Origin of the sequence: Pseudomonas sp. MWU13-2862, assembly GCF_023242495.1 — a bacterium.
Classification (GTDB): Bacteria; Pseudomonadota; Gammaproteobacteria; order Pseudomonadales; family Pseudomonadaceae; genus Aquipseudomonas; species Aquipseudomonas gingeri_D.
Map to the genome: position 1 here is coordinate 41,349 of NZ_JALMEZ010000003.1, position 20,160 is coordinate 61,508.

Here is a 20,160-nt window from a genome sequence, read left to right on the forward strand (position 1 = left end):
AACGTCAAAACGCACAACGGGCTGTTGGTTATCGTCGGAACAGGCTTGGCGACACGCGCGCTCTCCTTGGTATCCAGGAAAAAATCAATGAGCCGCGCATTTAACGCAAGGTTGCGGCCGGGCTCAAGCAGTAATGTTGAATCAATTCACGCAGTAGATGCACGGTAGGCTGCAAACGTGACATTTCGAGGTATTCCCCCGGCTGATGCGCACACGCGATGTCGCCAGGGCCCAGGACCAGGGTTTCGCAGCCAAGGCGCTGAAGATAAGGCGCTTCGGTGCCGAATGCCACTGCCTCGGCGCGATGACCGGTGATTTTTTCCGCGACCTGGACCAGTTCCGAGTCAGCGGCCTGTTCGAACGGCGGCACTTCGGGAAACAGCGGTGCGTAGTCGATCTTCACCTGGTGCCGTTGCGCCAGGGGTTCGAGCTTGGCGCGAATCGCCGCCCGCAGCACGCTCGGGTCCATGCCCGGCAAGGGCCGCAGGTCGAATTCCAGGGAGCACTGGCCACAGATGCGGTTGGGGTTGTCGCCGCCGTGGATGCAGCCGAAGTTCAGGGTCGGCTGGGGCACGCTGAATTGCGGGTTGTTGTATTCGCGCTGCCATTGCCAGCGCAGGCCCTTGAGCTCGCCGATGGCGTCGTGCATGGCCTCCAGGGCGCTATGGCCCAGGCTCGGGTCGGAGGAGTGGCCGCTGCGCCCGAGAATCTCGATGCGCTCCATCATCACGCCCTTGTGCAGGCGGATCGGCTTCAAGCCCGTGGGTTCGCCGATCACTGCGGCGCGACCGAGGGGCCGGCCGGCTTCGGCCAGGGCCCGGGCGCCGGACATGGAGCTTTCTTCGTCGCAGGTGGCGAGGATCAGCAACGGCTGCTTGAACGGTTGCTCGAGCAGCGGGATCACCGCTTCAATGGCCAGGGCGAAAAAGCCCTTCATGTCGCAACTGCCCAGGCCGACCCAGCGGCCATCGACTTCGGTCAGTTTCAGCGGGTCGGTCTGCCACAGCGCGCCATCGAACGGTACGGTGTCGCTGTGCCCGGCCAGCACCAGGCCGCCGGGGCCGCTGCCGAAGCTGGCGAGCAGGTTGAACTTGCCGGGGCTGACCTGCTGGATATCGCAGCTGAAACCCAGGTCGCCGAGCCAGGTCGCCAGCAGGTCGATCACCGGACGGTTGGACTGATCCAGGCTCGGCTGGGTACAGCTGACCGACGGCGCGGCAACCAGCGCAGCGAATTGATCTTTCATCGACGGCAACGGCATGACGCTGACTCCCGAACTCCAAGGCGAAGCTCATCATAGAGCCATCCGGCGACTGGAATAAACCGCCGCGACGCGTGCCGCCCGCTTGTCCTGTACACTGCACGGCCTAGGCAGCCCCCTTCTCCCCCGGCTGCGCTCCCGATCCTGGATTTTCCGGCCATGCAGAAAGAAACCGAAATCAAACTCCGCGTCAGCCGCGAAACCCTCGCCGCCCTGCGCGAGCACCCGCTGCTGAAAAAACGCAACAAAAGTGGCTGGGAACGTCGCGAGCTGACCAATCAGTATTTCGACACCCCCGAGCGCGACCTGGCCAAGGCCAAGGTCGCCCTGCGCCTGCGCCGTGACGGCGAAGAAGTGATCCAGACCCTCAAGACCCGCGGCCAGAGCGTCGCCGGTCTGTCGGAACGCAACGAGTACGACTGGCACCTGGCCAAGGCCAAGCTCGATGTGAAAAAACTCGACGGCGAATGCTGGCCCGAAGCGCTGGCCGAGCTGGACAAGAAAACCCTGAAGCCGATCTTCACCACCGATTTCGTCCGCGAACGCGCCGAAATCGCCTGGGGTCGCGGCAAGGCCAAGGTGGTGATCGAAGCCGCCCTGGACCTGGGCTTTGTCATCGCCGGCAAGCAGAAAGAAGAAATCTGCGAGCTGGAACTGGAATTGCGCGAAGGCGACCCGTCGGCACTGCTGGAACTGGCCGCCGAGCTGGCCGAGAAACTGGCGCTGATGCCGTGCGATATCAGCAAGGCCGAACGCGGTTATCGTCTGTTTGACGCCAACAGCTATTCGCTGAGCCTGCCGGCCCCGCAGTTGAGCGCCGAGATGCCGCTGGACGATGCGTTCGCCGCCTTGGGCTGGCATTTGCTCGCCAGCAGCCAGCGACTGGCCGAACAATACCGGTTCAACGGTCACTGGCGTTTGCTGCAGGACTGGGTCGAGCAGTTGATCGAATTGCGCGCCCTGCTCGGCAGCCTCGGCCAGGCCGCGCCACGGCAATCCACCAGCGAACTGCGCAGCGCCCTGGATGCGTTGCTGGAAGACTGGCGCCCACTGGTCCACGCCGGCCAGGAAGACGAAGACGTGCGCAAGGCCGCGCCGGAGCAGTTCCTGGAAGAGCTGGAAGATGTGCGCTGGGGCCTGTTCTCGCTGAACACCTCGCGCTGGTTGCTGGCCCGTAGCTGGACCGCCGAGCGCACCACCCGCGGCAATCGCCAGGGCGCGGCGCAGTTGCAGAACTGGTTGCCACGGCTGCTGGCCGAGGAAGCCACCTCGTTGCAACTGGGACGCTACCAGCAGCAACCGGAAGACCTCGCCGAACAACTGCCGCGTATCGAACGCATCCAGGCCTGGCTGCATCTGGCCCGTGGCGTGCTGGAGTTGCCGGAGCTGGATCGCCTGTTCGGTGAAATGAACAAGCTGGCGCAACTGGCCGAGACCGATATCAGCGATGAAGTGCTGGAGGCCCGGGTGCAGCAGGCGCTGACGGTGTTCCAGAGCCGTGCCTGGAAGACCTTGTTGCGTCTGTAACGCCCCGCAATCTGTAGGAGCATGGCTTGCCAGCAAAGCTTTTGGCGGTAGTAAGGGCCTCTTCGCGGGCAAGCCACGCTCCTACAGGAAGGTGTCGTTCGGCAGGACGCTGTTCGACATCAGACTCACCGAAAATTTCTTGCATCGGTAAATCTGGTCTACATTTGAACCTGATAGATCGATAAAGCACTCTGGATTAACACTAAGTGCCTTCGGTTCTATCGCAAGACGTTCAGGCGACACCTTTAAGAACACCATCGTTTGCCCACCGTACGGTAGGCATGCAGCACGACGGCATTGTGTGATTAGCCGTATCTGTCCCCTTTCAAGATTTTCTTAGAATGGTACGGATGGGTGCTGTCATGCAGCCTTCAGATGACGACGATGATGTTGCGAACCTGATGGGAAAGTTCGGTGCCAAGGCCGACCGCTATCGGGAAATCGAGGTGGCCCGGGTCTTCACCGAAACGCCAGCGCCCACCCCTGCGGCCCCCCAGCCTCCAGCCCCCACGCCTGCCGAACCGACCTCGCCGCCGCTCGTCCAGGGTGATACCGGCGCGCCTGAAACAACCGCAGCACCGTCCCTGCGCACACTGCTCCAGGATCTCGCCCGGCAACGCCAGGCGCAGGCCACGCAACAACCCCAGCCGGCCCTCGCCGCCCAGGTTCCGGGCCGGATCATTGCGGTGGTCTCGACCCGTGGCGGCGTCGGCCGCAGCACCTTGGCCAGTCTCCTGGCCATCCTGCTCAACAGCACTGACCGGCAGGCCATCGTCCTCGAACTCGACCCACAGAATGCGCAATACCATCACCTGGGCACCCGCCCACCCGCACAAGGTATCTGCCAGGCCAGCCTGGAACAGCGCAGCTGGCACGATCTTGCGCAAACCGGTTACGCCAACACCCGGCTGCTGGCCTTCGGCGAGAACGACCCGCAACAGTTGCAAGCCCTTGAACACCAGCTCGAAGGTGACCCGCACTGGCTAGCCCGCCACCTGAACGAACTGGCCCTAGGCAAGCACGACACACTGATCATCGACACCCCTCCCGGCAGCACGCTCTATCAGCAGCAGGCGCTGCACATGGCCGACCTGGTGATCGCCGTCGTCCGGCCCGACGCGGCCTCCCACGCCGCCCTCGAGCGCCTGATCACGGCGATCAAGCCCCACCTGGGCGGTGACAGGCCGGCAAGCTGCTGGTTCGTGATCAACGGCGTGGACAACGCCCACCCGTTGTCCGTGGACATTGCGCAGATCCTCGAGAGCCAACTGAAAACCCAACTGCTCGGCACGATCACCTGGGACGAGGCCATCGCCGAGGCGCTGGCCTATGAATGCAATCCGTTCGAGCAATCCGCCGAATCCCGCGGCTGCCAGGACCTCCTGGCCATCGCCGACAAGCTCCACGATCAGCTGGAGTCACAGCACCCATGACCTTCGAACGCCGCGTCCAACGCCTGCTCGGCACCGCCCTGCACCACCTCCGCCAATGGTCGCAGCCACTGCGCCTGGGCCTGATCCTGTGCGCCGCGATCCTCTGCGCCGTGGTCCTGGCCGGGGTGATCAGCGCGCCCGCGGACCTGCTCCAGCAAACCCTGTTCGGCCTTGCCTGCCTGGTCGCGGTCCTGGTCCTGCGACGCTTCGAAGGTCACCTGCCGATCATCGCCATGATCAGCCTGTCGCTGATTGCCTCGCTGCGCTACATGTACTGGCGCCTGACCGAGACCCTGGAGTTGGAGAACTTCCACGACATGCTGTTCGGCTACACCCTGGTGCTGGCCGAGCTCTATGCGCTGCTGGTGCTGGTGTTCGGCTACGTGCAGACCGCCTGGCCGCTCAAGCGCCGGCCGATCCTGCTCGGCGAAGACCCGGCGCAATGGCCCAGCGTCGATGTGTTTATCACCACCGTCAACGAGTCGCTGGAGATCGTCAAGATCACCGTATTCGCCGCGCTACGAATGAACTGGCCGGCGGACAAGCTCAAGGTTTATGTGCTGGATGATGGCCACCGCGAGGAGTTCCGGCTGTTCTGCGAGAGCGTCGGCGCCCACTACCTGACCCGCGACAACAACCTGCACGCCAAGGCCGGCAATTTCAACGCGGCGCTCAAGGTCACCCATGGCGAATACATTGCCGCCTTCGACGCCGACCACGTGCCCTCGCGCTCCTTCCTGCAAATCAGCATGGGCTGGTTCCTCAAGGACCCGAAGCTGGCGATGCTGCAGACCCCCCATGTGTTCTTTTCCCAGGACCCCTTCGAAAAAAACCTCAAGACCTACCAGCAGGTCCCCAACGAAGCCGAGTTGTTCTACGGCCTGGTGCAGGACGGCAACGACCTGTGGAACGCCGCGATGTTCTGCGGCTCCTGCGCCCTGATGCGCCGGGCACCGCTGGAAGCCGTCGGCGGGATGGATGAAACCACGCTCACCGAAGACGCTCACACTTCGCTGAAACTCAACCGCGCCGGCTACAACACCGCCTACCTGGCCCTGCCGCAAGCCGCCGGCATGGCCACCGAAAACCTCTCGCGGCATATCAATCAGCGGGTGCGCTGGGCCCGCGGCATGACGCAGATTTTCCGCACCGACAACCCCATGCTCGGCCGCGGCCTGACCCTGGGCCAGCGCATCTGCTACAGCAACGCCATGCTGCACTTCTTCTATGGCTTCCCGCGCCTGGTGTTTCTCACTGCGCCTCTGGCCTACCTGATTTTCGGTGCGCAGATCTTCCACGCCGCGCCGCTGATGGTGGCCGCCTACGCGGCGCCGCACCTGCTGCTGGCCAACCTGACCAACTCGCGCATCCAGGGGCGCTTCCGCCATTCGTACTGGAACGAGGTCTACGAAACGGTGCTGGCCTGGTACATCCTGACGCCGGTGCTGATGGGTATGCTCAGGCCAAAATCCGGGCACTTCAACGTCACCGACAAGGGCGGCGACCTGCACCATGGCTTCTTCGACTGGAAGATGGCCCGGCCTTACATCGTGCTGCTGGTCCTGAATATCGCCGCCGTGGTGTACGGGGTCTACGACTACCTCGGCGCCGATGTCACCACCGATGAAACGGTGCTGCTCAACCAGGTCTGGGCCCTGTACAACGCCCTGATGTGCGCCGCCGCCATCGCGGTCGCCAGCGAAACCCGCCAGGTACGGGCCGAACCCCGGGTCGAGGCGCAATTGCCGGTCGGTCTGCGGCTGGCCGACGGCACCGAGTATCACAGCCACACCCAGGACTTTTCCCAGGGCGGCCTGGGCCTGAAGCTGGCGCCGGGTCAATCGATTCCCCTCGGCACGCCGTTGCGGGTCTCGCTGTTTCGCCACCAGCAGCACTATCACTTCGACGGCAGCGTGGTCTTCAGCCGCGACAATACGGTCGGCATCCGCTTCGACCCGATGACCTTGAGCCAGCAAAGCGACCTGGTCCACCTGACCTTCTCGCGCGCCGACACCTGGGCGCGGAATTGGGGCACCAGCGTACCCGACTCCCCCCTCAAGGCCCTGCGCGCGATCAGTGTCATCGCCGTGCACGGCGTTTCCGAGTTGCTCAAGGCAACCCTCAGATTACCCGGCCAGGCGCTCGAACGGCGGCGCTCCGGCACCTCTTCCTCAGCACCTGCCCTGGACACGCCATGAGCCCGATATTCTCCGCTGGCAGCGACGGACGCTGCGTTCGTTACGCCCTCCTGTTGCTGCTCTGCTGCGGCGTCTATCCGGGCTCCGGCAACGCCGTGACGCAAACAGACAACCGCAGCAGCCCCGCCGCCGGCACCGGCCAGGTACCGGTGATCGCCGCTGACAAGAACAGCTACAGCCTGACCTTCAAGCAACTGGGACGCCGCGACCCCTTGTACCTGCGCGGTGTCGAGTCGACCGACAGCGTCGACTTCGGGATTCGCGCCGATCAGGTGGTGACCGGTGTCCAGGTGGTCCTGCATTACGGTTATTCGGCGCTGATGCTGCCCGAGCTGTCGCAGATCAACGTGTTGGTCAACGACAGGGTCGCCGTCAGCCTGCCGCTACCCCGGGAACAGGCCGGCAAGGACCTGGAGCGGGTGGTCGAGATCCCCGCGCGGCTGATCACCGACTTCAACCGGCTGGACCTGCAACTGATCGGGCACTACACGATGCAGTGCGAAGACCCGTTGCACTCGAGCCTGTGGGCCAGGGTCGGCAACGACAGCCAGCTGAATATCCAGTATTCGCCCATCGCCCTGAAAAATGACCTGGCCCTGCTGCCGGTGCCGTTCTTCGACCGCCACGACGCGCGCCCGCTGGTCCTGCCCTTTGTGTTCGACGCCAACCCCAGCCCCGCCAAGCTGGAAGCCGCCGCGGCGATCGCTTCCAAGTTCGGCGCCCTGGCCAGCTATCGCACCGCGACCTTTCCCGCCAGCGTCGGGCAACTACCGGCCAAGGGCAATGCCATTGTCTTCGTCACCCACCGCGAAACCCTGGCGCTGGGCGAGCTGTCGAGCAACCCGGCCAGCGGCCCCAGCGTGACCATGATGACCAACCCCAACGACCCCTATGGCAAGCTGCTGGTGATCAGCGGACGCAACGACGCTGAACTGAAGATTGCCGCCACGGCCGTCGCCCTGGGCAGCCAGTCGCTGTCCGGGGCCACCGCGCTGATCGACCACCTCGACCCGCTGCCGGTGCGCGTGCCCTATGACGCGCCCAACTGGCTGCCCACCGACCGCCCGGTAAAGCTCGGCGAACTGGTCGAAGCCCGGCAATTGCATGTCTCCGGCTACAGCCCCGAGGACATCGTCATCGCCCTGCGCCTGCCGCCGGACCTGTTCGAATGGCGCGGACGCGGCGCTCCGCTGCTGCTCAAATACCGTTACACGCCCCAGCAGTTCTCGACCAACTCGGCACTGCTGGTACACCTCAACGACCACCTGGTGCGTTCGATGCAATTGCCGTCGATCCCCAATCTCAACGGCGGCCCGGACCTGCTCGAGTGGCTGAAGAAAGACGACAGCCTGCCCCGCGAAGCCAGCATGTACCTGCCCCTGGACATCGCCACCTACGAGTCGCAGCTGCAAATGCGCTACCTGTACGACTATGTCAAACAAGGCGAATGCCGGGACGTCATCGTCGAAGACATGCGCGGCCAGATCGAGGGCGACTCGACCCTCGACCTGAGCGGCCTGGACCACTACACGGCGATGCCCGACCTGGGCAAGTTCCGCGACAGCGGCTTCCCCTTCACCCGCCTGGCCGACCTCTCGGAAACCGCGGTGGTGATGCCCGACACCCAGGAGCCCGCGACCCTCAGCGCCTTCCTCACCGTGCTCGGGCGTTTCGGCGAATCCACCGGCTATCCGGCCACCGGCCTGCAAGTGATCCAGGCCCGTGACGTCGAGGCGGTCAGCGACAAGGACCTGCTGGTGTTCGCCACCGGCAACGACCAGCCCCTGCTCAAGCAATGGGCCGACGCGTCGCCGGCCCGTAGCGAAGGCAGCCGGCACTTCTTCGACCTCAGCGACCTGGCCTTGCGCATTCACGACTGGTTCAGCCCAGACTCGCAAGCGGCGATCCGCAAGACCCGCGCCACCCTGGAATGGTCGGGCCGAGGCACGCCTTATCTGGCGGGCTTCGAGTCGCCGCTCAAAAACGGTCGCAGTGTGGTGGTGGTCGCCAGCAGCGACCCGGCGCGACTGGGCGAGGTCACCACAGCGATGATCGGTGGCGATGACTACAAGGACCTGATCCAGGGCCGCCTGGCCGTGATCCAGGACAAGCAGATCACCACCCTGGCCGCCGACCAGCCGTACTACGTCGGTCACCTGGGCTGGTTCCGGCACTTGCAGCTGCTGCTGTCGCGGCATCTGAGCGGGATGCTGCTCGCGGTCCTGATCGGCTTCGTGTTGCTCTGTGCCTTGATCTTCCTGGGGCTGCGGGCCCAGGCCAAACGGCGGTTGTCGTGAATCCACGGCGCGGGAGAACAGGCATGCGCCACACCCTCACCCTGACATTGCTGTTTGCCCTGGCCAGCCCGGTCCTTCAGGCCCGGGCCGACGATCCACAAGCGCAACTGATCGAGCAAGGGCGCTACTGGCAGTCGCAGAACAACCCCGACCGGGCCATGGACGCCTGGAACAAGTTGCTGCTGATCGCCCCCGATCAACCGGAAGCGCTCTATGGCCTGGGGCTGAGCAACGTCCAGCTCAAGCGCCCGGAGGAAGCGAAAAAGTACCTGGCCCGTTTGCAGGCACTGGTGCCGCAGCCCCGCCAGGCCCAGCAACTCGAACAGGACATTGCCCTGGGCAGCGATGAGCAGGCCCGGCTGTTGGCCCAGGCGCGGCAACTGGTGGACGCCGACAAATACGACGACGCGGTGAAAGTCTACCGCCAGTTGCTCAACGGTCGGCAGCCCCAGGGCACCCTGGCCCGCGAGTATTACTACCTGCTGGGTTACACCAAGGGCGGTGAACAGGAGGCCCGCGCCGGTCTTGAACGATTGCTGCGCGAACGCCCGGACGACCGCGCCGTGGCGCTGTTCCTGGCCAAGCACATGGTCCGCAACCTCGACACCCGGGCCGAAGGCATCCGCCGCCTGGCGGTCCTCGCCAAGGACAAGGATGTCGGCGGTGACGCCAACGAAACCTGGCGCTTCGCCCTGACCTGGATCGGCCCGCCGGCGCCGGCGCAAGTCCCGCTGTTCGAGCAGTTCCTCGCCGCGCACCCGAACGACAAGGAAATCCGCGACCTGATGAACAAGGGCAAGACCCTGGCCCGCAGCAGTGCGGCACCCGCCCGCAAAGTGCCCGCCTGGCAACGCGACCCGCAGGACGCCCAAGGCCTGCAGGCGCTTGAGGGCGGTGACCTGGCCGCCGCCGAGCAGGCGTTTCAAACCCGTCTCAAGGAAAAACCCAACGACCCCGACGCCCTCGGCGGCCTGGGTGTCCTGCGGCAAAAGCAGGACCGCCTGAACGAAGCCGAGGACCTGCTGCTGCGGGCCACCCAACAGCCCGGCGGGCATCCCTGGAAACAGGCGCTGGACAACGTCCGTTACTGGCGGCTGATGGCCGGCGCGAGCGAGGCGCAAAAGGCCGGACGTGAGGACCAGGCGCGGAAAATGATCGAACAGGCCGCCCGCCAGAACCCCGGCCAACCGGCCAGCCAGGTGGCGCTGGCCAACTTGCAGGCCGAGCAAGGCCATCTGGCCCAGGCCGAGGCCAGCTACCGGCGTATCCTCGCCAGTCATCGCGACGATCCCCAGGCCCTGGGCGGGTTGATCGCGGTGCTCTCGCAGCAGGGCAAAGCCGATGAAGCGCTCAAGCTGATCGACTCGATTCCCCCGGCGGACCAGGCCCGCCTGGGCTCCGCCGTGTCCATCCGCTCGTTGCGCGCCACCCAGGTCGCGCGGCTCGCCGAACAGCGCGGCGACCTGCGCGCCGCCGAGCAAGCCTATCGCCAGGCCCTGGTGGACGACCCGGGCAATACCTGGACGCGCTTTGCCCTGGCCCGGATCTACCTGGGGCAAGGCCGCACCCAGGCCGCCAAGGACCAGGTCAACGACCTGCTCAAACGCCACCCCGACCAACCCGATGCGCTGTATACCCGGACCCTGCTCTCGGCCCAGCTGGGTGAATGGCAGGACGCCCAGGCCAGCCTCGCACGCATCCCGCAGGCCAGGCGCAGCCGCGAGATGGACGAACTGGGCAAGGAGATCGCCCTGCATGTACAGACCGAAGCCGCCGTCGACAACCTCAGGCGCGGCCAGCGCCAGGAAGCCCAGGCGCTGCTGGCCCGCAGCCAGGCCCTGACCGCCGGCAAGCCGGATCGGGTGGCGATCCTGGCCGCGGCCTATATCGACGCCGGTCAGTCGCAACAGGGCGTGGCCCTGATGCGCGACCTGGTGGAGCGCTCCCCCAGTCCCGACGCCAAACTGCAACTGCTGTACGCCGACATCCTGTTCAAGGCCGACCAGGACAACGATGCCGCGGACATCCTCCGCTCACTGCAAGGGGCGCGGCTCAACGACAGCGATCACCGCCACTATGCCGAGCTGGTGAAACTCTATCGCATCAAACAGGCCGACCAGTTGCGCGAGAAAGGCAATCTGGCCGGGGCCTACGACCTGCTCAAGCCGACTCTGAAGCAATACCCCCATGACACCCAGGCGATTTCGGCGCTGGCGCGGATGTATGCCGCCAACAGCAATAACGCCAAGGCCATGGCCCTGTACAAACCCCTGTTGCAGAACGACCCGCGCAACGCCGACCTGCAACTGAGCGTGGCCAGCCTGGCCGCCCAGGACCACGACTATGCACAGGCCGACAAGTCCCTCAAGACCGCCCTGGCGCTCAAGCCGGGCGTGCCGAAGGTGCTGACCAGCGCCGCCGCAACCTACCGCGCCATGGGCAAAAGTGCCGAGGCCGCCGAACTGCTGCGCCAGGCCGTGGCCATCGAGGGCGGTCAACGCCGCGACGGCCAGCCCTTCGACAGCCAGGACGACGACAGCGACAACCCGTTCCGCAATCAAACCGGACAGCCACGTCGAGGTACCGCCCGTATAACCGATCCGCTGGCGCCGGGCAGCGAGGCCGCCGATACGATGCCACCCGACCCGGCCATGGCCCCGCAGCTCTACAGTGCCTCGGACGCCGTGCCCGACAGCGGCCTGGACAGCGACCCGGCACCGAGCGCCAATCCCTTTGCCCCCGGCCGCCGTTCAGACGACCCCGCGCGCCTGAACCAGAGCCCGGCGCAGCTCGCGCTGGACGAAATTCTCCAGGAGCGCAGCGGTTATATCGCCCAGGGCCTGAGCGTGCGCAGCAACAACAATGAATCGGGCCTGAGCAAACTGACCGATGTCGAAACGCCGTTCGAAGCCAACCTGCCCGCCGGCGACAATCGCGTGGCGCTGCGGGTGACGCCGGTTTCGCTGCACGCCGGCAGCGTCAAGAGCGACAGCCTCACCCGCTTCGGCAGCGGCCTGGCCAGCGGCTCCCCCGGTTCGCAGCAGGCCAACGGCGTGGGTATGGCCGTGGCAGTGGAGAACCCGGAGCACGGCATCAAGGCCGATATCGGCGTGAGCCCGGTGGGCTTCACCTACAACACCGTGATCGGCGGCGTGAGCCTGGACCAGCCGCTGGTATCCAGCCCCAACATGCACTACAGCATCGCCCTGTCGCGGCGCCCGGTCACCGACAGCGTGACCTCATTCGCCGGCACCGAGGACCGGCGGACCGGCGTGAAGTGGGGTGGCGTGACCGCCAACGGCGGACGTGTCCAGCTCGGCTACGACGACCAGGAAGTCGGGGTCTACGGCTACGGCGCCCTGCACAAGCTGGTCGGCAACAACGTCGAGTCCAACACCCGCGCCGAACTGGGCGGCGGGATCTACTGGTACCTGGACAACCAGCCCGACGACAAGCTGACCGTGGGCCTGAGCACCTCGGCCCTGTCCTACGAGAACAACCAGGGGTTCTTTACCTACGGCCACGGCGGCTACTTCAGCCCGCAGACGTTCTTCTCCATGGCGGTCCCGGTCACCTGGTCCCAGCGTTCCGACCGCTTCACTTACAAGCTCAGCGGCGCGTTGGGAGTCCAGCATATCGACCAGAAAGGCGCCGACTACTTTCCCGGCCACAGCGCCGAGCAGGCCGCCAACAACCTCACGTATCCGGGCCAGAACAGCACCGGCATCGGCTACAACCTGAATGCGGCGGGCGAATACCGGCTCGGCTCGAATGTGCTGCTCGGCGGTTCGCTGGGGGTGGATAACGCCCAGGATTACCGACAGGTGAACGCCGAGCTGTACCTGCGTTACCTGTTCGAGAAGATGACCGGGCCCATGGCCTTGCCGGTCAGCCCCTATCGTTCGCCTTACTCCAACTGACTCCAGGGAGCGTGCATCGTGGCAACCTCATCCGTACTGGCGGGCCTGACCATCCTGATCATCGGCGACAGCCACCTGGCCACTCCGGATTTCCTGCTCAACCCGCTGCACGATGCCCTCAGCCGACAGGGCGCCCAGGTCCACTCCCTGGGCATTTGCGGGGCCAATGCCGGCGATTGGCTCAAGGCCACGCCCAGCCCCTGCGGCGGCGCCGAACGCCGGGGCACGGCCGAGGCCACGGTGCTGGTCGGTGCATCGACCCGCTCGATCGGCGACTTGCTGGACAGCGACAAACCCAACCTCACCCTGATTGTCATGGGCGACACCATGGCCAGCTACGACAAACCGAGTTTCCCCAAGGCCTGGATCTGGAAACAGACCGACAGCCTGGTCAAGGCCATCGCCGCCCACCACACACCCTGCGTCTGGGTCGGGCCGAACTGGGGCAGCGAAGGCGGCATGTACGGCAAGACCTACGAACGGGTCAAGACGATGTCGGACTTCCTGTCGAAAAACGTCGCGCCATGCAGCTATATCGATTCGTTGCAATTCTCCACCAAGGGCCAGTGGGCGACCATTGACGGCCAGCACCTGACCCGCACCGGCTACCAGACCTGGAGCGAGGACATCGTCAAGGCGTTGTTGCAGGCACCGGCGCTCAAGGCAGCGGGAAAATGAATCGGATACGCGAACTGCTGTTGGGCCTGGCGACGCTGATAAGCTTCGCTGCCGCCCACGGCGATACTGCGCTGTATCCCACCGGGCCGAGCCAGGACTCGGCTCTCATCCGCTTCGTCAACGCCCTGGACAGCCCCCTCGACGTGCTCCCGGAGGGCGAACAGACACCTTCGACACTGGCGCCATCGGTGGTCTCAGTGTTCTCCGCGGTTCCCGCCGACAAACCGGTCACGGGCGCGTTGAGCAGTGCCGGCGTCAGCGTGCCGGTCAAGTTGAACCTGGTCCCCGGCGAGTTCGTGACCTTCGTGGTGCTCCCCGGCGACAAGGGCTTTGAACTGCTGACCGTGCGCGAACAACCGAAAGACTTCAATGGCCTCCAGGCGTCGCTGGCGCTGATCAACGCCGACCCGGACTGTACCGGCGGCGGTTTGCGTCGTGCAGGTCGGCAGGAGCAGCCGATTTTCCATGACCTGAACCCCGGTCTGCTGGAGCGACGCGACGTCAACCCGGTCAAGCTGTCCGTGCAAGGCTTCTGCGACGGTACCCTGGTCACCGCGCCCCTGAGCCTGGGCCCGCTGGAATCGGGAGAGCGCTACACGGTGCTGATCCTGTCCCAGAACGGCAAACCGGTCCTGGTGTTCGTCAAGGACATCTTTGCCCAATGAACCTTCAGGCCGGGCGCAATACCGGCAAGCTGGTGGTGGACTTGATCTCGGACAGGGCAACGATGGAGTTGACCTCCTGGATCCCCGGCACCATCGACAGCTTCTCGAAGAAAAACCGCTCATAGGCCTCGATGTCCGCCGTGACGATCCGCAGCAGGAAATCCACCGCGCCCATCAGCACATAACACTCCAGCACTTCCGGGAAACCGCGAATCGCCTCGGTGAACTCGGTGAAATTGGAGCGACCATGGGCGTTGAGTTTGACCTCGGCGAAGATCTGCGTGTTGAGGCCGATTTTCTTGCGATCGAGCAAGGTCACCTGGGCACGGATCACCCCCTCTTCCTTGAGCCGCTGAATCCGCCGCCAGCAGGGTGACTGGGACAACCCCACCTGCTCGGCAATCTGCGCGCTGGAAAGCGAGGCGTCTTCTTGCAGCAAGGCCAGGATCCGGCGGTCGTAGGTGTCCAGCTCGCCTTGCATAAAAAAACCCTCTAACTGGCTATTGTCGAATAGATCATCTCTTGATCAGAGCTTATCAGCCCATCATAGATAAGAAATACCCGGCTCGGCGTGTAAAAATTCCCCCAGCCTATCCCGTCGCCGCCCCAGGAAATCCACCATGCCTTCTCCCAAAGCCCTCCATGACGCCCCCACCCGTGCCGATGTCTGGGCGGCGGGCAATGCCCACTGCCAGGTGCGCTACCAGGTCCTCGCCGAAGCCGAACCGGACCTGCTCTGCCGCCTGCTGAACCTGTTTGCCCTGCAGTTCCTGACCCCGCGACAAGTGCAGGCGCAACAGGGCGACGGACTGCTGGCGATCGATATCGTGCTGGACGGCCTGAGCTGGCACCGCGCCCAGGTCATCGGTGAAAAAATGCGCAACCTGATCAGCGTCTGTTCCGTGGCCCTGCAACCGACCCAAGGCGCACAGCTGCACAGCGCACAGGCCGCGGGCTGACGGCTTTTTTGAAAAGAATCGCAATCTTTGTCTTGGTATCGACGCCAACGTCAGGCAGCCTCGCGTCTATTCTTGGCAATTGACGATCAGACAGGGACTACGTCTGAATCGCTGGTTGCAGGACCGACCGAATAGGAGCCCGCATGCCCGTCGCCCCCCTTCCCCAGGACCGCTGGCTGGATCTCAACGAGCTGTTGCGCGAACTGGTGACCCAGGGTTTTATCAGCCAGGAGGCGGCCGAACAGGCCTTGGCCACCCGGCGTACCGCGCGCGATACCCAGCAGCATCCGCTGGAGTTCATCGCCAGCCAGCAACTGGCCGACCTGAGTCGTCCCGGCAAACCCCTGGACCTGGAAAACCTCACCCTCTGGCTGGCCCGCCATGCCGGCCAGGCGTATCTGCGCATCGACCCGCTGAAGATCAACGTGGCGGCGGTGACTTCATTGATGTCCTACGCCTTTGCCCAGCGGCACAAGATCCTCGCGGTGTCGGTCGACCGCGACGGCGTGACCATCGCCAGCGCCCAGCCCCATGTGCGGGCCTGGGAAGCCGACCTCAGCCATGTGTTGAAGCTGCCGATTCGCCGGGTGGTGGCCAACCCGGTGGATATCCAGCGCTTCACCGTGGAGTTTTTCCGCCTGGCCAAGTCGGTCAGCGGGGCCAGCCTGGTCGACCAGAAAAACCATAATCCGAGTAACTTCGAGCAGTTGCTCAACCTCGGCGCCAGCGACCAGGAGCCGGACGCCAACGACGCCCATATCGTCAATATCGTCGACTGGCTGTTCCAGTACGCTTTCCAGCAACGGGCCAGCGATATCCATATCGAGCCGCGTCGCGAACAGGGCACGGTGCGCTTTCGCATCGACGGCGTGCTGCACAACGTCTACCAGTTCCCGCCCCAGGTGACCATGGCGATCGTCAGCCGCCTGAAAAGCCTGGGCCGGATGAACGTCGCGGAAAAGCGCAAACCCCAGGACGGACGGGTCAAGACCAAGACCCCGGACGGCGGCGAAGTCGAATTGCGCCTGTCGACCCTGCCCACCGCCTTTGGCGAAAAGATGGTGATGCGTATCTTCGACCCGGAGGTGCTGCTCAAGGATTTCGACCAACTGGGCTTCGGCGCCGACGACCTGCGCCGCTGGCAGGACATGACCCGCCAGCCCAACGGCATCATCCTGGTCACCGGCCCCACCGGCTCGGGCAAGACCACCACGCTGTACACCACCCTGAAGAAACTGGCGACCTCGGAGGTCAACCTCTGCACCATCGAGGACCCGATCGAGATGATCGAGCCGGCCTTCAACCAGATGCAGGTCCAGCACAATATCGACCTGACCTTCGCCAGTGGTGTGCGCGCGCTGATGCGCCAGGACCCGGACATCATCATGATCGGCGAGATCCGCGACCTGGAAACCGCCGAAATGGCGATCCAGGCCGCGCTCACCGGCCACCTGGTGCTCTCGACCCTGCACACCAACGACGCGCCGAGCGCCATCAGCCGCCTGCTGGAACTGGGGGTGCCGCATTACCTGATCAAGGCCACCGTGCTCGGGGTCATGGCCCAGCGCCTGGTGCGTACCCTGTGCCCGCACTGCAAGGCGCCGACCCAGTTGGAAGAAGACGACTGGCAAAGCCTGACCCGACCCTGGCAGGCGCCAATGCCCAGCGGTGCCCAGCGCGCCGTCGGTTGCCTGGAATGTCGCGACACCGGTTATCACGGGCGCGCCGGGGTCTACGAGATCCTGGTCCTGAACGACGGCCTGAAAGCGCATATCCACGCCGATACCGACCTCCTGGCCCTGCGTCGCCAGGCGTTCAAGGACGGCATGCGCAGCCTGCGCCTGTCCGGCGCGCAAAAGGTCGCGGCGGGGCTGACCACCGTCGAGGAGGTGTTGCGGGTCACGCCGCAGAGCGAGCAGCGCTGATGAAAGTGTCACGACATGCGTCCATTGCCGAGTAAACACTTTTTATCCCGGCAAGCCCCGTTACACTCAAGGTAACAGCCTTCTCGATCAACACTTGCAACAGGGAATCGTCATGCAAATCGGTAGCGTACTCCTGCTCTTCGTCGGCCTGGCCATTGCCCTGGTGTTCATGGGCTTCAAGGTCGTGCCCCAGGGTTATCAATGGACGGTGGAGCGCTTCGGGCGCTACACCAACACCCTCAAGCCGGGCCTCAATATCATCATCCCGGTCATGGACCGCATCGGGCGCAAGATCAACGTGATGGAAAGCGTGCTCGACATCCCGCCCCAGGAAGTCATCACCGCCGACAACGCCACGGTCCAGATCGACGCCGTGTGCTTCTTCCAGGTGGTCAACGCCGCCCAGGCGGCCTACGAGGTAAACAACCTCGAGCACGCCATCCGCAACCTGTTGCAGACCAATATCCGCACCGTGCTCGGCTCCATGGAACTGGACGCCATGCTCGGCCAGCGCGACGCCATCAACGAACGCCTGCTGCGCACCGTCGACGAAGCGACCGCGCCGTGGGGCATCAAGGTGACCCGCATCGAGATCAAGGACATCAGCCCGCCCGCCGACCTGATGGCGGCCATGTCCGGGCAGATGAAGGCCGAGCGGGTCAAACGCGCGCAAATCCTCGAGGCCGAAGGCCTGCGCGCCTCGGCGATTCTCACCGCCGAAGGCAAGAAGCAGGCGCAGATCCTCGAAGCCGAGGGCGCCCGGCAGTCGGCCTTCCTGCAATCCGAAGCCCGTGAACGCCAGGCCGAAGCCGAAGCCCGGGCGACCCAGGTGGTCTCCGAGGCCATCGCCAAGGGCAACGTGCAGGCGGTGAACTACTTTGTCGCGCAGAAATACATCGACGCCCTGGGCAAGCTGGCCTCGGCCAATAACAGCAAGGTGATCCTGATGCCGCTGGAGGCCAGCCAGGTGATCGGCGCGGTAGGCGGCATCGGCGAGATCGTCAAGGCCACCTTCGACAGCAAGAAACCTTGAGGCAACACCCATGTGGGAATTCCTGCAACACCTGTCGTTCTGGGACTGGCTGGCCCTCGGCACGCTGTTGCTGATTTTCGAGATATTCGGCGCCGGCGGTTACCTGCTCTGGGTGGGGACTGCCGCCGCGGCCGTGGGCGTCCTGACCTACCTGATTCCCGGCCTGCACTGGGCCTTGCAGTTCGTGCTGTTCGGCGTGCTGTCGATTCTGACCGCATGGCTCTGGTGGAAGCGCCAGCGCAGCAATGCCCGGCCCAGCGACCAGCCAGGGCTCAATGAGCGCGGTCATGATCTGCTCGGCAAGACGTTCATGGTGCATGTCGCCATTGTCGCCGGGCGCGGCAAGATCAAGGTCGGCGACAGTGTCTGGATGGCCACCGGGCCGGATAGCGAAGTGGGTACCCGAGTCCGGGTGGTCGGCCAGGACGGCAGTACCCTGCAGGTGGAAAGGATTGAGTGAAGGCGATGGAACTCCGGTGAGGCAACGGTAATCAAACCTTTCAGATACCCACACCGGAGTCACTCTCATGCGTCTCAAAACAGCAGTTGTCGCATTGGCCTTGTTTACCCTTCCCGTCGGCGCAGCGATGGCCGACGAGTTCTGGCGCAACGTCCTTTCCTCTGGCGCCACCACCGGCTCCACCTACCTGACCTTCAGGAAGGACCACAAGCTGGTGGCCGCCGCCCAGGACGATGCCAGCAGCTTCGTCGCCAGCAATGGCGGCATCCGTGGCCCTTACCTGGAAGCCGCCATGCAGAAACTGCGGGCCGAAAACCCGGACCTGAAGGTCACCGACATGCAACTGGCCAACGCCATCCTGGCGAAGAACACCGTCGCCGAAGACTGATTCAAACACTTCACCCACAAACCAGAACGCCGCTCACCCGCGGCGTTTTGCGTTGCCCGGCAGAAACCGCCGATCGACACCCAGGCACCGGCCCGACGTGCTCGTTCAGCGTCCGGACAGCAAAAAAAGCACCGAATTTTCACCTTAAAACAGTATCATCGCCAGCATTGCAGCCTTGCTGTCTACTCTTCACTGCCGGTAGAGCACTGTCGGCCTTCACATCGGACGTCACGACCCCATGAGCGAACTTCCTTTCCTGCCTTTTTCCAAACCGACCATCGACGAAGCGACCATTGCCGCCGTGGGCGATGTCCTGCGTTCCGGCTGGATCACCAGCGGTCCGAAGGTCGCGGCCTTTGAAGCGCAACTGTCGGAATATTTCGGCGGGCGTCCGGTGCGCACCTTCAACTCCGGCACCTGCACCATGGAAATCGCCTTGCGCATCGCCGGTATCGGCGCGGGCGACGAAGTGATCACCACGCCGATCTCCTGGGTCGCCACCGCCAACGTGATCATCGAAGTCGGCGCGACCCCGGTGTTCGCCGATATCGACCCGGTGACCCGCAATATCGACCTGGACAAGGTCGAGGCCGCCATCACCCCGCGTACCAAGGCGATCATCCCGGTTTACCTGTCCGGCCTGCCGGTGGACATGGATCGCCTGTACGCCATCGCCAAGAAACACAACCTGCGCATCGTCGAAGACGCGGCCCAGGCCCTGGGTTCGGAATGGAACGGCCAGAAGATCGGCGCCCTGGGTGACCTGGTGTCGTTCAGCTTCCAGGCGAACAAGAACATCACTTCGTCCGAAGGCGGCTGCCTGGTGTTGAACAACGCCGAAGAGGCCCGTCTGGCCGAGAAGTACCGCCTGCAGGGCGTGACCCGTACCGGCCATGACGGCCTGGACGTGGACGTGCTGGGCGGCAAATTCAACATGACCGACGTCGCCGCCGCCATCGGCCTGGGCCAGTTTGCCCATATCGATGCCATCACCCCGCACCGCCGCGGGCTGGCCGAGTACTATTTCGAGTGCTTTGGCAGTGATTTCGAAGAGAAATACGGTGCCCAGCTACCGGTGAAGGATTTCACCAACAGCAACTGGCACATGTTCCAGCTGGTACTGCCGGAGCGTCAGGACGGCCAGCCGGCGCGGGCGACCTTCATGGAAGAGATGAAGCAGCGCGGCATCGGCATCGGTTATCACTACCCGGCGATCCACCTGCTGAGCCTGTACCGCGAACGCGGCTTCAAGGAAGGCATGTTCCCGATCGCAGAGCGCGTCGGGCGCCTGATCGTGTCGTTGCCGATGTTCAACGCCATGACCAAGGCCGATGTCGAGCGTTCGGTGGCGGCGGTCAAGGCAGTCCTGAAGCCGTAACACCGTGATCGCGAGCACGCCTGCTCTTGTAGGAGCAA

15 protein-coding genes are annotated in these 20,160 nt (G+C 64.4%); 13 read left to right on the top strand and 2 right to left on the bottom strand.

What is annotated here, in order from left to right:
* Window positions 1–100: 100 nt before the first annotated feature.
* Window positions 101–1,261 (bottom strand): acetylornithine deacetylase, encoded by a 1,161-nt coding sequence (argE, locus tag M5C56_RS06040; RefSeq protein ID WP_103495538.1) that lies wholly within the window; start codon window positions 1,259–1,261, stop codon window positions 101–103.
* Between the two features lie 159 nt (window positions 1,262–1,420).
* Between argE and M5C56_RS06045 the strand changes: the two genes are divergently transcribed.
* The 7 genes from M5C56_RS06045 to M5C56_RS06075 all read left to right on the top strand — a co-directional run bounded on the left by M5C56_RS06045 (window position 1,421) and on the right by M5C56_RS06075 (window position 13,979).
* Window positions 1,421–2,788, top strand: a complete 1,368-nt coding sequence (locus tag M5C56_RS06045) for a CYTH domain-containing protein (protein ID WP_103495537.1) — start codon at window positions 1,421–1,423, stop codon at window positions 2,786–2,788.
* Between the two features lie 362 nt (window positions 2,789–3,150).
* On the top strand, window positions 3,151–4,221 hold the full coding sequence (gene bcsQ, locus M5C56_RS06050; RefSeq protein WP_103495535.1) for a cellulose biosynthesis protein BcsQ: 1,071 nt from the start codon (window positions 3,151–3,153) through the stop codon (window positions 4,219–4,221).
* Window positions 4,218–6,419, top strand: coding sequence for a UDP-forming cellulose synthase catalytic subunit (gene bcsA / locus M5C56_RS06055; RefSeq protein WP_103495534.1), 2,202 nt, complete (start codon window positions 4,218–4,220; stop codon window positions 6,417–6,419). Before bcsQ ends, bcsA begins: the two co-directional genes overlap by 4 nt.
* Complete coding sequence (gene bcsB, locus M5C56_RS06060; RefSeq protein ID WP_103495533.1) at window positions 6,416–8,716, top strand: cellulose biosynthesis cyclic di-GMP-binding regulatory protein BcsB; 2,301 nt, start codon at window positions 6,416–6,418, stop codon at window positions 8,714–8,716. The genes bcsA and bcsB overlap by 4 nt, the downstream gene beginning before the upstream one ends.
* A 23-nt stretch (window positions 8,717–8,739) precedes the next feature.
* Window positions 8,740–12,636 carry a cellulose biosynthesis protein BcsC gene (locus tag M5C56_RS06065; protein ID WP_103495532.1) on the top strand — a complete coding sequence of 1,299 codons (3,897 nt, stop codon included), beginning with the start codon at window positions 8,740–8,742 and terminating at the stop codon, window positions 12,634–12,636.
* Between the two features lie 18 nt (window positions 12,637–12,654).
* Complete coding sequence (locus M5C56_RS06070) at window positions 12,655–13,314, top strand: SGNH/GDSL hydrolase family protein (protein ID WP_103495531.1); 660 nt, start codon at window positions 12,655–12,657, stop codon at window positions 13,312–13,314.
* Window positions 13,311–13,979, top strand: a complete 669-nt coding sequence (locus tag M5C56_RS06075) for an alginate O-acetyltransferase AlgF (protein WP_103495530.1) — start codon at window positions 13,311–13,313, stop codon at window positions 13,977–13,979. Before M5C56_RS06070 ends, M5C56_RS06075 begins: the two co-directional genes overlap by 4 nt.
* 4 nt (window positions 13,980–13,983) lie before the next feature.
* Here M5C56_RS06075 and M5C56_RS06080 read toward each other — a convergent pair whose 3' ends face one another.
* A complete protein-coding gene (locus M5C56_RS06080; RefSeq protein ID WP_103495529.1) occupies window positions 13,984–14,460 on the bottom strand; it encodes an Lrp/AsnC family transcriptional regulator in 477 nt (158 codons plus the stop codon).
* A gap of 139 nt (window positions 14,461–14,599) precedes the next feature.
* Here M5C56_RS06080 and M5C56_RS06085 point away from each other — a divergent pair, with 139 nt between their 5' ends.
* From M5C56_RS06085 to M5C56_RS06110, 6 genes are all read left to right on the top strand, one after another.
* A complete protein-coding gene (locus M5C56_RS06085) occupies window positions 14,600–14,938 on the top strand; it encodes a hypothetical protein (protein ID WP_103495528.1) in 339 nt (112 codons plus the stop codon).
* 143 nt (window positions 14,939–15,081) lie between these two features.
* A complete protein-coding gene (locus M5C56_RS06090; RefSeq protein ID WP_247263066.1) occupies window positions 15,082–16,863 on the top strand; it encodes a GspE/PulE family protein in 1,782 nt (593 codons plus the stop codon).
* A 112-nt stretch (window positions 16,864–16,975) separates the two neighbouring features.
* Window positions 16,976–17,896 carry an SPFH domain-containing protein gene (locus tag M5C56_RS06095; protein ID WP_103496108.1) on the top strand — a complete coding sequence of 307 codons (921 nt, stop codon included), beginning with the start codon at window positions 16,976–16,978 and terminating at the stop codon, window positions 17,894–17,896.
* 10 nt (window positions 17,897–17,906) lie between these two features.
* Entirely contained in the window at window positions 17,907–18,356 is a 450-nt protein-coding gene (locus M5C56_RS06100) for an NfeD family protein (RefSeq protein WP_103496107.1), read from the top strand.
* Between the two features lie 67 nt (window positions 18,357–18,423).
* Window positions 18,424–18,744, top strand: a complete 321-nt coding sequence (locus M5C56_RS06105; RefSeq protein WP_103496106.1) for a DUF2388 domain-containing protein — start codon at window positions 18,424–18,426, stop codon at window positions 18,742–18,744.
* A 238-nt stretch (window positions 18,745–18,982) separates the two neighbouring features.
* On the top strand, window positions 18,983–20,122 hold the full coding sequence (locus tag M5C56_RS06110; protein ID WP_103496105.1) for a DegT/DnrJ/EryC1/StrS aminotransferase family protein: 1,140 nt from the start codon (window positions 18,983–18,985) through the stop codon (window positions 20,120–20,122).
* Window positions 20,123–20,160: the final 38 nt, after the last annotated feature.